The 13,836-nt window shown below is 44.4% G+C and carries 11 protein-coding genes and 1 pseudogene; 5 read left to right on the top strand and 7 right to left on the bottom strand.

All coding sequences use genetic code 11. The annotated features are described in order from the left end of the window. Positions 1–8: 8 nt before the first annotated feature. The 4 genes and pseudogenes from JMX94_RS03220 to JMX94_RS03205 all read right to left on the bottom strand — a co-directional run bounded on the left by JMX94_RS03220 (position 9) and on the right by JMX94_RS03205 (position 4,384). A complete protein-coding gene (locus JMX94_RS03220) occupies positions 9–779 on the bottom strand; it encodes an ABC transporter ATP-binding protein (protein WP_201563145.1) in 771 nt (256 codons plus the stop codon). Positions 780–946: 167 nt separating this feature from the next. Then, a pseudogene (locus JMX94_RS03215) lies at positions 947–1,843 on the bottom strand (iron chelate uptake ABC transporter family permease subunit). A 317-nt stretch (positions 1,844–2,160) separates the two neighbouring features. Further along, the gene (locus tag JMX94_RS03210; RefSeq protein ID WP_201563143.1) at positions 2,161–3,261 is read right to left on the bottom strand and encodes an ABC transporter permease; all 1,101 of its coding nucleotides are present in this window, start codon (positions 3,259–3,261) and stop codon (positions 2,161–2,163) included. A 70-nt stretch (positions 3,262–3,331) separates the two neighbouring features. Continuing rightward, the gene (locus JMX94_RS03205; protein ID WP_201563141.1) at positions 3,332–4,384 is read right to left on the bottom strand and encodes a siderophore ABC transporter substrate-binding protein; all 1,053 of its coding nucleotides are present in this window, start codon (positions 4,382–4,384) and stop codon (positions 3,332–3,334) included. A gap of 440 nt (positions 4,385–4,824) precedes the next feature. Between JMX94_RS03205 and JMX94_RS03200 the strand changes: the two genes are divergently transcribed. The 3 genes from JMX94_RS03200 to JMX94_RS03190 all read left to right on the top strand — a co-directional run bounded on the left by JMX94_RS03200 (position 4,825) and on the right by JMX94_RS03190 (position 7,119). Then, positions 4,825–5,790 carry a TonB family protein gene (locus JMX94_RS03200; RefSeq protein ID WP_201563139.1) on the top strand — a complete coding sequence of 322 codons (966 nt, stop codon included), beginning with the start codon at positions 4,825–4,827 and terminating at the stop codon, positions 5,788–5,790. A gap of 111 nt (positions 5,791–5,901) precedes the next feature. After that, positions 5,902–6,609, top strand: coding sequence for a MotA/TolQ/ExbB proton channel family protein (locus JMX94_RS03195; protein WP_201563137.1), 708 nt, complete (start codon positions 5,902–5,904; stop codon positions 6,607–6,609). Between the two features lie 108 nt (positions 6,610–6,717). Further along, complete coding sequence (locus JMX94_RS03190) at positions 6,718–7,119, top strand: biopolymer transporter ExbD (protein ID WP_201563135.1); 402 nt, start codon at positions 6,718–6,720, stop codon at positions 7,117–7,119. Positions 7,120–7,389: 270 nt separating this feature from the next. Here the strand turns inward: JMX94_RS03190 and JMX94_RS03185 are convergent, their stop codons facing one another. Beyond that, positions 7,390–7,929 (bottom strand): DUF2799 domain-containing protein, encoded by a 540-nt coding sequence (locus tag JMX94_RS03185; protein ID WP_227670472.1) that lies wholly within the window; start codon positions 7,927–7,929, stop codon positions 7,390–7,392. Between the two features lie 361 nt (positions 7,930–8,290). Between JMX94_RS03185 and JMX94_RS03180 the strand changes: the two genes are divergently transcribed. Then, positions 8,291–8,842: a hypothetical protein gene (locus JMX94_RS03180; RefSeq protein WP_201563133.1), complete on the top strand. Its 552-nt coding sequence runs from the start codon at positions 8,291–8,293 to the stop codon at positions 8,840–8,842. Between the two features lie 282 nt (positions 8,843–9,124). After that, positions 9,125–11,794, top strand: coding sequence for a type I DNA topoisomerase (topA, locus tag JMX94_RS03175; RefSeq protein WP_227673490.1), 2,670 nt, complete (start codon positions 9,125–9,127; stop codon positions 11,792–11,794). A 130-nt stretch (positions 11,795–11,924) separates the two neighbouring features. On the opposite strand, the gene JMX94_RS03170 is transcribed toward topA, so the two are convergent. Together JMX94_RS03170 and JMX94_RS03165 are read right to left on the bottom strand one after the other, a co-directional pair. Next, complete coding sequence (locus tag JMX94_RS03170) at positions 11,925–12,482, bottom strand: superoxide dismutase family protein (protein ID WP_201563131.1); 558 nt, start codon at positions 12,480–12,482, stop codon at positions 11,925–11,927. A 171-nt stretch (positions 12,483–12,653) separates the two neighbouring features. Beyond that, positions 12,654–13,790 (bottom strand): META domain-containing protein, encoded by a 1,137-nt coding sequence (locus tag JMX94_RS03165; RefSeq protein WP_201563129.1) that lies wholly within the window; start codon positions 13,788–13,790, stop codon positions 12,654–12,656. Positions 13,791–13,836 lie beyond the last annotated feature (46 nt).

Raw genomic sequence — 13,836 nt, 5'->3', positions numbered from 1 at the left:
TTATACCTTTAAACCGTATCTATAATTACTGGCCGACCTTGATGATTTAATACCGTCACATCAACATTATATAAATCCTTCATTGTCTCTTGGGTGATGACATCGGCAGGTTTACCAACTGCCATTACCTGACCTGCTTTCATCGTGACCACGGTATCGGCGAATTGCGCCGCTTGATTGATATCATGTAGGACAATCACCACCGTTTTTTGCTGGCTATGACTCAGCTCGCATAGCTCACGCATCAGGCGACCAGCATGGTACATGTCTAAATTATTTAGCGGCTCATCAAGTAATAAATACGGCGTATCTTGGCAGACAATCATTGCAATCAGTACGCGCTGCCGCTGACCACCAGACAATGTTGATAAGAAGCGTTCGGCTAATGGTTCTAGCTCAAAGCATTTAATAATATCCTGCACTTTTTGCTCATCGTTCGCCGTTGGCTGCCCTTGATGATAGGGATAGCGGCCAAACATCAGCAGCTCATGCACGCGCAATCGCCCTTGTACTTGATTGTCTTGTCCAAGCATGGCTACTGTCTTAGACAAGGTTCGCGCATGGCAGCTGACAATATCACGTTCCTCATTATCTACAGCAAAACTTACCTGTCCTGACTGTAGCGGTTGCAAGCGTGCCATCACCGAAAATAAGGTCGATTTACCTGCGCCATTGGGGCCAATTAAAGCAATCACTTGTGAGGGGGGTAAAGACAAGGTAATGTCATGCAGGATTTGTTGTTTGCCAATATGGTGGGAGATATTATCGAGTTTAATCATACAGTTGGTCCGATTTAAAAACGCTATAACGCTACTGGAATAAGTTTTTTCGCTTGCCGTGCCGATGCAGACAGAGGCTGCAAAAACTTATTCCACTAGCATCCGTATGTATTTATATATCTTGTCGCTAAAATTTTTTTGATTCGTACAGTCTTACTGAGCCATAATTAACGGCGCTGGGTCATAAAAATTAGTATTAAGAATACCAAGCCGCCTGCCAATTCAATCACTACCGACAGTACCCCTGCCATGCCCAATACTTGCTCAAATACCGTCTGACCGAGTACCAAGCAAATCATCGCTACTAAACTGACCAATATCAGGCGTTCGCTATGATACATGTGCCGCGCGATGCGATTGGTTAAAGCGCAGACTAGTAAGCCAAAAAAGGTTACCGGACCGACCAATGCGGTTGCTGTGGCGACCAATACTGCGATGACCGTTAACAGTCCAAAGGCTAGGCGTTGATAGTTAATACCCAAGTTAATCGCTTGTGATTAGCCAAGCATCAATACGTCGCACTGATAACGCCAGCGCCAGATAAACACAGCGCTAATGACACAAATAAAAAGGCTGATACCCAGTAGCTGTGGATTGACTGTATTAAATTGCGCGTAACTGGCAGACTGTACGACGACAAAATCATCAGGATTAATCAGGCGCGCAATCAGCGCCGATAAGCTGCGAAACAACACCCCAAAAATAACACCCACCAGTATCAACCGCGTCAAATCCTGACTGCTTTTTGAGAATAGAACTTGAAACAACAGTAGGGACGCGCCAAACATCAGGATAATTTCAAGGGTGAATTTGGCAATAGGATTGATGCTGGTAAAGCTCATCGCGCCCAAAAAGAACACCAATAAGCTTTGTAGCAAGACATATAGCGAGTCAAAACCCAACAGTGATGGCGTTAGAATAGGGTTGTGCGTTAGGGTTTGAAACAGTAAGGTCGACACGCCAATCGCATAGCCGACCACCATAAGTGCCAGTAATTTCTTAGCACGTAACGGCAGGGCGAAATCCCAATAGCCATTGACATTGAGCGTCAAGAATAGCGTCATTGATATCAATAAGATAATGGTGGCAATTGATTTTGGATGGTTGGCGATAAATGCCCAAAATTGTGCCAAGCGATTCTGTATAGAAGTATTAGCGTAGCTGTTATTTTCTAAAGTACCATTTTCTACAACACTCTTTTTTGCCGAGCCAGTCTTGGCAGAGTTGTCATTTATAAAGTTATGCTTAGACGATGAGAACATACGTAAATCCTACTATGCTACCTTTAATAGTAACAACGCCAAGCTTATCTAAGCAGACAACAGGACGATAAAATTAAAAGAAGAGTCAGAAGCGTTAATAAGTGCTCGTCAATAAATACTTATTGCTCAGCAGGCGCACGTAATAACAGCCATAAAAACAGCACCGTACCGACCACACCAAACACAGTAGCCACTGGCACTTCAAATGGATAACGAATAGAGCGCCCGATGATATCGCAAAGCAGTACCGCTGAAGCACCTAGTAGTGCGACAGCTGGCAAGCTACGGCGTAATTTATCACCCATCAGACGGCTGACGATATTGGGTACGACCAAACCAATAAAGGGAATCATACCAACCGTTACGACGACTACAGCGCTCATCATTGCCACCATACCGACGCCAAGCCACGTGACTTGGCGTTTGCTAATTCCTAGGTTCAGCGCTATATTATCGCCCAGCCCGACGATGGTCAGCTTGTCGGCGATGATATAAGCCAGTACGCACAGTCCACCTGTCAGCCATAACAGCTCATAACGCCCCGCTAATACAGCCGAGAAGTCACCAAACTGCCAAACGCTGAGCATTTGCAATGACTCAGTTTGATAAGCGATAAAGGTCGTCACCGCCTCAATAATGCCGCCAAAGACAATACCAATTAACGGAATCATTAAAAAATCAGTCGGCGGAATACGGTGAATAAGCAGCATAAATAGCATCATGCCAAACATTGCAGTAATGGTCGCGACGCCCATTTTAATAAGCAGCGCACTCGCAGGAAACAGTAAGCTGACGACCAATAATCCCAATGCCGCACTTTGAGTCGCCCCAACCATCGATGGCTCAACGAAGCGGTTTTTAAGCACCACTTGAATAATCATCCCAGCAACTGCCATAGCGATGCCCGTCAAAATAATGGCAATGGTACGCGGTATACGGCTGACCAATAGCAGTGAGCTATCTGAGTTGGCGCTATGATTGATAATGCTGTGCAAGATACCTGACCACGAAAAATCCGCCACTCCAATTGATAGACTTAGCAGCACCAAAAACCCCATTATAATGAGGCTACCCGTGTTGATTAACCACGGTGGTATGGCGGCACGTTGATGGTTAGGACTCAAGTCACTGCGGTTCTTTTTTTGCCAACTTGATGGTGCAGCTGGCAAAGCAGGACTGGCTTTGACACTGGCATGAGCGCGATTGGAAAATAACGACATAACGTCTACTGGCTTAGAAATGAATGATTAAATATGCAATCAGTAACGGTTGCTCGAACAGTAATTGCGTTTATTTTGCGCTCGCAAAAGCATCTTTAATCGTGGTCAAGTCCTGCATCCATTGATAGTAGCCACCAAATGCTAGGTAAGAGTCTGGGCTGAGGTAAACCACTTGTCCTTTACTCCATGCATTGGTTTGGGCGACCAATGGATTGTCCAATACCGCTTTTGCACCAGCGCCGTCTTCACCAATTGCCGCACTGCGATCGACAACGAATAGCCAGTCTGGATTGGTTTTTTGTAGATACTCAAAAGATACTGGCTGACCGTGACGTGCGTCGGCAATTTGCTCATCAGCCATCGGAATATCTAATACCGTATGAATAAAACCATAGCGTGATTTATCACCATAGGCTGACAGCTTATTGCCATTCACCATCACCACTAAGCCTTTGCCTTTATCTTTGGTTAGGGTTTTAGTGTTAGCGATAAGACCATCAATATTGCCTTGTAGTTTCGCTGCCTGAGCACTTTTACCAAACAATGCACCCAAATCATGCAGGCGTTGCTTGCTCGACTCATAAATATTTGCCGTATCAATGGTCATATCAAGCGTTGGCGCGATGCTAGAGAGCGCATCATATTTTTCTGCCATCCGTGAGCCGACCAAGATAGCTTGTGGCTGCATAGCGTTCAAGGCTTCAAGGTCTGGCTCAAATACCGTACCGACGGCTTTTGGTTCAGGCTGAGTTTTTGAGTGTAAATTGTCTAAATGTAGACCACTTGGCATACCATCGACCGCCACATCAAGCGCGGCTAAATCTTGCATCAAGGTCATGTCATAGACGACCAATGGTGACGGATTCATTGCCAAGGCGACCTTACCTTTTGTCGTATCGACGGCAATAGTCGCCACAGAAACATTGTCATTATTGGCAACGTTCGAGGATTTGTCAGCCGTTTGGTTCTCAGTCTTGGCATCTGCTGGCTCAGAGTCATTGGATTCAGGCGAACTACAACCCGCCATGCCAATGCTGGCAATCAGCGCTGTCATCATGGCAGCTAATAAAGGACGCTTAAAAAGTGGGTTAGCGTTGTGGTTTGAGCATAAAGTAGTAGGCATAAATAACTCGGTTTATCAAAGGGTTGGGCAGTCTTATAGTAAAAATTTTAAATAAAAACTGCTAAATAATGAATCAACTTATAAGGGTAACTTATCAAGGCTGTTTTCTATCGTTGCTTTATAATTGGTTTTTTATGATAAGTTGCTTCTATAAATTGCTTATATAAGTATCATAAAACAGCCATCATGATAAAGTAATTGAGACTTATTATCAATAACAATGATAATGGTTTTTATTAACGTTGACAATTTTTACTATCCTAATCTTATAAAATGCTTACGTCATCAGGTGTCAGTGATTATTTAGATTGGGTTTTGCTGACCCGAATTTTCTAGAATATGAGAGATTAGACTAAAGATATTGGAAATTTACTATTGATAATAATTATCGTTTGCATTATTATCGACGCCATTCTATGACGGTTAAATGTTTGGGTGTTATGAGTTCAACGGATTTAGACGCGCCACCACTGAGAGCCATACTTATCGCTATTATCGTTGTGGTGGGATTACATGTGCTCACGGCCGTTGCTTTGGTGACGATAAAACCGTCTGAGCCTAAAGTTGAGCCAGTAAAAGAAACGCCGCCTATCGAGATAGAGTTCGTCTCATTGCCTGCTCCAAATACCGAGCTTGAGGTAGAAGCGGGGCAACCAGCCGCTCAGCAAAAGCCTCAGCCAAAAGTAAAGCCTGAGCGAATAGAACCGCCTAAATCGCAGCCGCAACAAAAACCAATAGCAGAACCGAAGGCTAAAGTGGTGACAGCAAAGCCAACAGAGATAAAGAGCAAAACGGCTGATATTGAACCTGTTGCTAAAGTAGAAAACAAAAGGCCTGACGTTATTAAAAAAGAATCCCCTAAAATAGATACATCGATGGCCGATGAGCAACGTAAGATAATAGCGGCACAAGCGGAAAAAGCCGCTCAAGACGCTCACGTTAGGGCAGTTGCAGACGCCAAAGCTGCCCGCGAGGCACAAGCTGCTGCAGATGCAAAGACTGCAAAAGAGGCCGCTCAAAAAGCAGCACAGGCAAAGGCTGAAAGAGAAGCAGAGACCGCTGCTCGAGCAAAAGCAGATGCTGACGCCAAAGCTGCGGCGGCCAGTAATGAGCCTGTCAATTTTACCGCCAGCAATGCCAATTGGGCATCAGCGCCAAACTTTAGCTTCCCTGAGCGTGCCGCTAAGCGAGCCCGTTCAGGCGATACGCTCAATGTGATATTAATACTAAGGGTCAATAAACAAGGCGGTATCGATAGCGTGCGAATTGCCCAATCATCAGGAAATTCACTGGTCGATAAAGAGGCGCAGCGTCAGGTACGCTCCGGTAAATTTAAACCCTTTAGCAAAAACGGTGTGCCAGTGGTTGGTAATGTGACCTTGCCTATCGCTTATGCGGTTCCATAGAGATCCAAAAAACAGCCATCGCGGTATCTAAGTGGCACACATTATTGCCGCCAACTGTTATCGATAATTATAAAATAACAAGTAATGACATCCCACTTTAAGGAGTCTGATATGGACTTTACGACCTACTGGCAATATAGCGATATGGTGACCAGAACCTTATTTTTCTTGCTCCTTGCCTTATCTATCGTCTCTTGGGTGACCGGTATCATTCGCATACTGCAAAGTCGCAAACTGGCCGCTAGTGTCGCCGATGATTTGAGTGCGCAGATTCATAGCAAGCAGGCACGTTTGATTGATACGGATGGCGCGACACGGCGTTTGGTGATTGAGCAGACCTTACTTAAGCATATCGGTCGCTACCGTTTTGCCAGTGAGCGCGGACTGCCTATCCTTGGTACGACGGCAGCCATTGCGCCATTTATCGGATTGTTTGGCACGGTGTGGGGTATTTTTCATGCGCTGCATAATATTGGCGTCAGTGGGCAAGCGGGACTAGGGCAAGTAGCAGGGCCAGTCGGTGAAGCCCTTATTATGACGGGTTTGGGTATCGCTGTTGCCATTCCAGCGGTGGTGTTTTATAACCTTGCAGTGCGTATCAATCGCCGCGTGATGTACCATGCCAATGATAGAGCGCATGATTTATTGGCGCAATCTGCCGACATTGCGGCTTCTCAGCAACCATCAGTTCAGCAATCAACAGCATACAGTACGTCTAGCGCCAATCAAACACCATCAACCAAAAGTATGAGCTCTGAGCAAAAAGCCGTTCAGTCATCTGAACCTTATCGTAAGTCAGCGCCATCGCAGCTGTCATGATTGTTTAACAATAAAGCGCTAAGCTAAAGCAGTTTAAAAAAAGCAACGCGAAAATCAGTTGGAAGCACTAGCGGCAAAGATTCCTAATTAACAATATTGAGAATAATTATGGCATTTCAATTGGGTGATGATGACGTTCAAAGCATGAATGAGATGAACCTTATTCCGCTTATCGATATCATGCTGGTATTGATGATTATCTTTTTATTGACGGCGACGGTGCTAAACCCAACCGTACCCTTAGATTTACCAAAGACCAGTGCTGAGCTAAACCAAGCGCCGCCAGAAGCCATTCAAATTAGCATTGATAAAGATGCGGGTCTATTTTGGGATGATGAGCCAATCAGTATGGAAGCGTTAGCAGCGCGTCTGCAAGCGCAGTCGGCGAGCGGTAAGGATCCGTCTATCCAGCTGCGTGCTGATAAAGAAGGTAAGTATGATACCGTGGCGCAAGTATTGGCGGCTGCCAGTCAAGCGGGGCTAAGTAAGATTGCATTTGTTAACGAGTAAGGTTTAAACGAGTAATGCTCAAAAGTACATGTGCTATGAAAAACAGCCTTTAGAAGAATGGTCTCTAGAAAAACAGTCTCTAGAAAAACAGACTGCCAAGATAAACCAGTAGGCTTAGCAATAAAAAAATAACCAAGACAATAACAAGAATAATTAAAATAATAACTCTTTTCTCCGGCCTCGCTTGGGCAACCTTGCGAGGTTATCTTTTTTTTTCGGCTGCCTTTGAGCTAAGCGAATAGCTGATAAGTTGAATGCTTTATATAGCGATTACCAGCCATAGCCAAATGGGCGATAACCATAACCTAAGCGTCCAGAGCCATAACCAAACGGATAGGGCGAGCGCAGATAATCAAGGTCACGCTGGCGGATATAATAGTAACGCCCTTGGGAGTACGCTTCCTCGAGCTTTTCGATACCTTCGAGCGGACAGACAGGCTGCCAATCATAGCCTTCGCGGCCAAGCTTATAAGCATTGAGCTCAGTACAGTAGTTTTTCAGCCCTTGCTGGCGACCTTGCTCCCACAATACGCGGTTTGGCGTTGCGCCAACGACACTTGCGCATTGATTGGTATAGTGCCCAAAGTAGGCTCCTGAGCGCCCACGGATACCATCCGCATAGCCGACTTCTTGCCAGTTACTGCTTTGACATTGTTCGGGCGTTAGGTTTTGAGTCGTCGCACAGCCGGATAATGTAAACAAGGCCGCGCCCATTAGCGAGATAGCAAGACGCGGTTTACGCATGATTTTACCGACGCATTTACTTACTTGTGAGGCGGTCGATGAGTTTCGCTTAAGATGATAATTCATAATAAACCTGCGCGTGTTTAAAATTATGGTTTATCATAGCACTTTTTTAGGCGACCAACTTTTTGCATCTTGTTATCGAATCAGTGGCTTTCTGTACTAAGTATTTGATATGCCACTATAAATAATAAGGCGTTGCTAAAAATAATAAGGCATTGCTAAGTGTCAGGTTTGCTCAGCATTTCGCTAGTTATCAACGATAGCATTTAAGGGCGCTTGATTTTTAATGGTTTGCGCTCATTATAAGCACCTAGCTAGCAGCCGTTTGTATTTAAGCTTTTTATATCAATAACCACGCTTATAGGTTATTAGCCCTATTTTAATTTATAGCATTACTTCATTTAAGCTAAAAGGTCTGACTGTTATGGGAATGTGGATTGCGATCGCCATTGTACTATTCGTATTAGGGAGTATGATGGCGCTCAAACCTAGCGGAATCGACCAGCGTTTGGATAAGCTGCGTATGACGGCGCGTCGCTTACAACTCAATCCCAAGTTAGTTACTTGCCCAGATTGGGTAAAGGGCAAAGACAACGAGTATGGTCGCGGCATGATTGGGCAATATGGTTTGGTGCTGGATAATGTAAAACTGCCGTTGACGCGCTATCAGGTGATAGATGGACAATGGCGTCCGGCTAGCAATGCCAGCAGCGACAACAACAGCTTAAACAATGGCTTAGCAATACAGGCCAATTTTAGCTTGGATAAAGAGCCTTTAGCGCTGCCCGTTGGTATTGAGCCATTTGTAAAAGCATTATTGGTTAAGTCGAATAGCATTATTATTTATTGGGAAGATATTGCCTATGTGCGTCCCATAACCAACCCTGCTTATCAGCAAAAAGCCATTGAAACCGACTTATTAATACTGAAAGAAAACCTTGAGAGATGGGCATTACAGATGCAAAAGCAGCTATAAAAGTCGTTGCAAGCTAGCAAATTAGTTTTTCGTCTCCATTAAGAGGCAATATGCAAGTCCTTTTGGCAAACTCTCAGTCATTTTAAGTTGACAGCTTAATGCTTAGCAGTGTAACGTCTTTATAACTGTATGTATGCGTTATGGTTATTGTTTGTTTTATAACCGTTTTTATCAGCAGCCCTTACTACAATAATTCGCTGAGCCATTATAACTAACTATTATAAATTGCCATGCTGCTGAATTTATCCTTATTTTAATTTACTTATTATGGTGTCGTCACTTATGGCAAAACCCGCAACCAAAAAAAGTCCAGCTGCGGCTGCTGACAAAACTAAAGACAGTCCTAAAGGCAAGTCTTTGGTGATCGTAGAATCACCCGCCAAGGCAAAAACCATTAACAAATACTTGGGCGACGACTTTATCGTACGCTCAAGTATCGGTCATGTCCGTGATTTGCCAGTGGGCGCGAGCAAAAGCGCGAAGAAGCCAGCGGCGAGCAAAAAAGATGACAGCCTGAGCAAAGAAGAAAAAACCCAGCAAGCATTGGTACGGCGCATGGGCGTCGACCCAGAACATAACTGGGCGGCAGTCTATGAAGTATTGCCCAACAAGACCAAGGTTATCAAAGAGCTTAAAGCCTTAGCTAAAGACGCTGACAAAATCTATCTCGCAACGGATATGGATAGAGAAGGGGAAGCGATTGCTTGGCATCTAAAAGAAGTCATCGGCGGCGCAGACAGTAAGTATGAGCGCGTGGTCTTTAACGAGATTACCAAATCCGCCATTCAAAATGCCTTTAAGCAACCATCAAAACTTGATATTGACCGTGTGAATGCTCAGCAAGCGCGGCGCTTTTTAGACCGCGTGGTTGGCTTTATGGTATCGCCGCTGCTGTGGCAAAAGGTTGCTCGCGGTCTGTCAGCAGGTCGTGTCCAGTCCGTTGCCATGCGTTTGGTTGTGGAAAGAGAACATGAGATTCGCGCCTTTATTCCAGAAGAATACTGGCAGATTCATGCTGATACCCATATTGCCGATAGTAAAGCCACAGACGCTGAGCAAATTGCGATTCGTTTAGAAGCGACCAAGCAAGGCGGCAAAACCCTAAAGCTTGTTAATAAAGAGCAGACTGATAAAGTATTAGCAGTGCTTAACTCAAGCGACTTTATTGTTAAAGAGCGCGAAGAGAAGCCAACGCAATCGCGTCCCAGTGCGCCTTTTATCACCTCGACATTGCAGCAAGCAGCAAGCACGCGCTTAGGTTTTTCAGTTAAGAAAACCATGATTTTGGCGCAGCGTTTATACGAAGCCGGTCATATTACTTATATGCGTACCGACTCGACTTTCTTGTCGGGTGATGCATTGGCGGCGGTACGGGGCTATATCGAAGACAGCTATGGCGCAAAGTATGTGCCAGAAAAGCCGAACTTCTATGGCAATAAGCAAGGCGCACAAGAGGCGCATGAAGCCATTCGTCCATCTAACGTCAATATGAAATCAACCCAGCTAAAAGGTGTTGAGCGCGATGCAATCCGCCTATATGAGCTGATTTGGCGTCAGTTTGTGGCTTGTCAGATGCTCCCTGCAAAATACCTGTCAGTGAATCTATTCGTCGCTGCCAATGATGTTGAGCTAAAAGCCCGTGGTCGTACCTTAGTGTTTGATGGCTTTACTAAAGTCATGCCACCAGCGAAAACCGACGATACGTTGCTTCCAGATGTCAAAAAAGGTGATAAGTTAACGCTCGATAAGCTTGATCCTAGTCAACACTTTACCAAGCCGCCACCGCGCTACACAGAGGCAAGCTTGGTCAAAGAGCTTGAGAAAAAAGGTATCGGTCGTCCATCGACTTATGCTTCTATCATCTCGACCATTCAAGATCGCGGCTATGTGAAGCTTGAAAATAAGCGTTTATTTGCCGAAAAAATGGGCGATATCGTCACCGATAGATTGACGGCAAGTTTTCCAGATTTGATGGATTATACCTTTACTGCTGCGCTAGAAGACAAGCTTGACCATGTCGCTGAAGGCGATACCGACTGGAAAGATGTCCTCGATAACTTTTATGGCGACTTTAAAAAGACCCTAGATCGTGCCAAAGAAAAAGACGGCATGCGTCCGAATGATCCAACCGATGTGCCAGATGTACATTGCGATATTTGCGATCGTCCGATGCAGCTGCGTACCGGCTCAACGGGTGTATTCTTAGGTTGTACTGGCTATAATTTACCGCCAAAAGAGCGCTGTAAAGGCACTAAGAACTTAATGCCAGTCGAAGCGTTTGCCAATCTTGATGATAGCGACAGCGATGACGAAGCGGCTGAAGTTAAAGATTTGATGGAGAAAAAACGTTGCCCGAAATGCGGTACGGCCATGAATGGCTATATCGTCGACGGTGGTCTTAAGCTGCATATCTGTGGTAATAACCCTGATTGCGACGGTTATATCTTAGAAGAAGGTAAGTTTGAAGTACCGGGTTCAGACGCCCCAACCATCGACTGTAATAAGTGTGATGGGCAGATGGAGCTAAAAACCGGACGTTTTGGTCCATACTTTGCTTGTCAGAAATGTGATAACACGCGTAAAGTACTCAAAACTGGCGAAGCTGCGCCGCCGCGTATGGATCCTATCCATTTGCCAGAGCTAAAATCAACCAAGCATGATGATTACTTTATCTTGCGTGAAGGCGCGGCAGGGATGTTCTTAGCAGCATCTAAGTTCCCGAAAGTACGCGAAACACGTCCGCCAAAGCTTGCTGAGTTACGCGAAATCAAAGATAAGATGGAAGATAAATTCCAGTATCTGTTTGCAGGTCCAGATGCAGATCCTGAGGGCAATCCAACCATTTTGCGCTGGTCGCGTAAGAAAAAAGAGCAGTATATCGGCTCTGAGAAAAACGGCAAAGCCACCCGTTGGGGTGTGTATTGGCGTAATGGTGAATGGGTAGAAGAGTAAACCTGTTTTACTTTTACCATAAATCACTTTAAATAAAAAAACCTCTTAGATAATCTAAGAGGTTTTTTTATGCTATCAATTTTAAGAATACTAACAGTATTGAGCTTTAAAAGTTATTGGCTAAATACGATTAGTTCTTTTCGATGATACCGCAAGCAACGCGATCGCCTGCATTACCAGCTGGCTGGCTAGTATAGTCGTCAACACCGCTGTGCACGATAAATGCTAAACGGTTAACACTATATTTACCAGCATCAGCAGCGGAGATTTTCTTATTTACAAAGTTGATAGTAGCAACACCATCGGCATTGGCGGTTAAGTTCGGCAAGTCGCCCGCATGACCATTCATATCATCAGGGTTAGAGTGCGGTTTATTATCTGGATTGAAGTGACCACCTGCCGCTTTACCCATATCAGCACAGCTACCCGTTTCATGGATGTGTAGTGATACTGTTTTACCTGGTTGCAGGTTCATGAGCTTACCGTAGACTTGTACGCCGCCATCAACTGGACGTAGGAATACTTGACCCACTTCATTTTTATTACCAGCGACTGCATTGATAGTAGATTTTAGCGCAGGTTGGCTCAGTGGATTGCCGGTTTGCATTTGACCTTCGACGGTTTGGCAACCCGTCATTACCAACGCTGAACCACATAATAGGGCACTTGCAAGCATCGTCTTTTTCATTATTATCTCCATTTATATTTAATCGTTATGGTGAGTTTCTATAGTTTTAGTTAAGATATTCAAATATTGCCTAATACCGCAACCAGTATAGCCAAGCGTTAGATATAGTTATTCATCAAATGCGCAACAATCGGTTAATAAATGTAAGTATCGTATGGGTTTGAAAGTTGTTTACGGTATTTTCTTTACTTCGTTTTGCCATACTAAGGTTTCGCCTGTTGCCATCGTTTGCAATAAATTATAACGAGGCATATCGGTCTGATTGTCTGCTGTTGGCGATATTGGCTGTGAAGGTTGTAAGCTTAATGTTAGCTGACTGCTGCTATCACGCATCAAATCAAACAAAGCGGACTCGATTCTATTGCCTGTCTCACCGCAGCCCATTACAGTGCTGATGATAGTGCCGACTTTGAAAGTATTATCATTGAGTAAAAAATAGGGCGCGCGCGAGCCGTTACAGCCTGAGCTAAAGGATGCGTATTGATTGTTAGGCCAACTCTCAAAGCTCGCTGAAATAGGGTGATCGGGGTGATAAAAATTGCCCAAAGGTTTTCTAGTTAATTCCCCTTTTGCCTCATAAGTATTACTGACGGCGCTGACCAGCTGCCAATCGTAGCGCTCCAATAACTCGTTAGTAATGGGCAATCCAGTGGGAGCAGCTAATGCTTTAGGTGAACCTATAAAAATTAAGCGATTACCGTTTTCGATATTAAGTGCCAAACGTTTAGGGGCAGCTTGTATGGCGACTGGCGCTGATTCTGATGTTAAATGCGAAGTTGGCAATAACTCAAAATTAAGCCTAACAGGTGCGTACTTAACAAATAACGATTGAATACTATTATCCTCTGTAATCACAGTTTTATTATCAAGGGCATTGTCATTGTCATTGTCATTGTCATCGTTACAGTTCGCTGGAACTTTGGCAAGATGAGAATAATAGGGATAAGGCGGCGCGGACATCGACTGAAAATCCATCATATACTGTTCACAGCCTTGATAAAATCTGACTGCACTGGGTTCTATTGCTAAGGTAATCGGTGCAAAATTTTCGATGTCGACTATGTTACCGTTTTGATTAATTACTTGCGCCAATTGCCAGTCATAGTGAGCTACCCATTGCATTACTTGTGATTCACTTATGACAGCCTTGTCAGTAGGGTGGATGGTGTTGACGGTTGTATTATCTACTGTATCCGTTTGTTGAGGGCTTTTAATAGGTGTGGACTGACAACCTATTAGCGCTGCCGGAAAAGAGATAGCGAGCAATAAGGATAGAGTTAAGCGGTTTAAAATCAGGTGGTTTAACATTATGGCTATTACCAAATAAACATTTGTCTAAAATATAGCACAGGGT

This window comes from Psychrobacter sp. CMS30 (assembly GCF_904846565.1).
Taxonomy (GTDB): Bacteria; Pseudomonadota; Gammaproteobacteria; order Pseudomonadales; family Moraxellaceae; genus Psychrobacter; species Psychrobacter maritimus.
The sequence above is the reverse complement of the archived record's forward strand: the minus strand, read 5'-3'. Positions and strand labels throughout refer to the sequence as shown.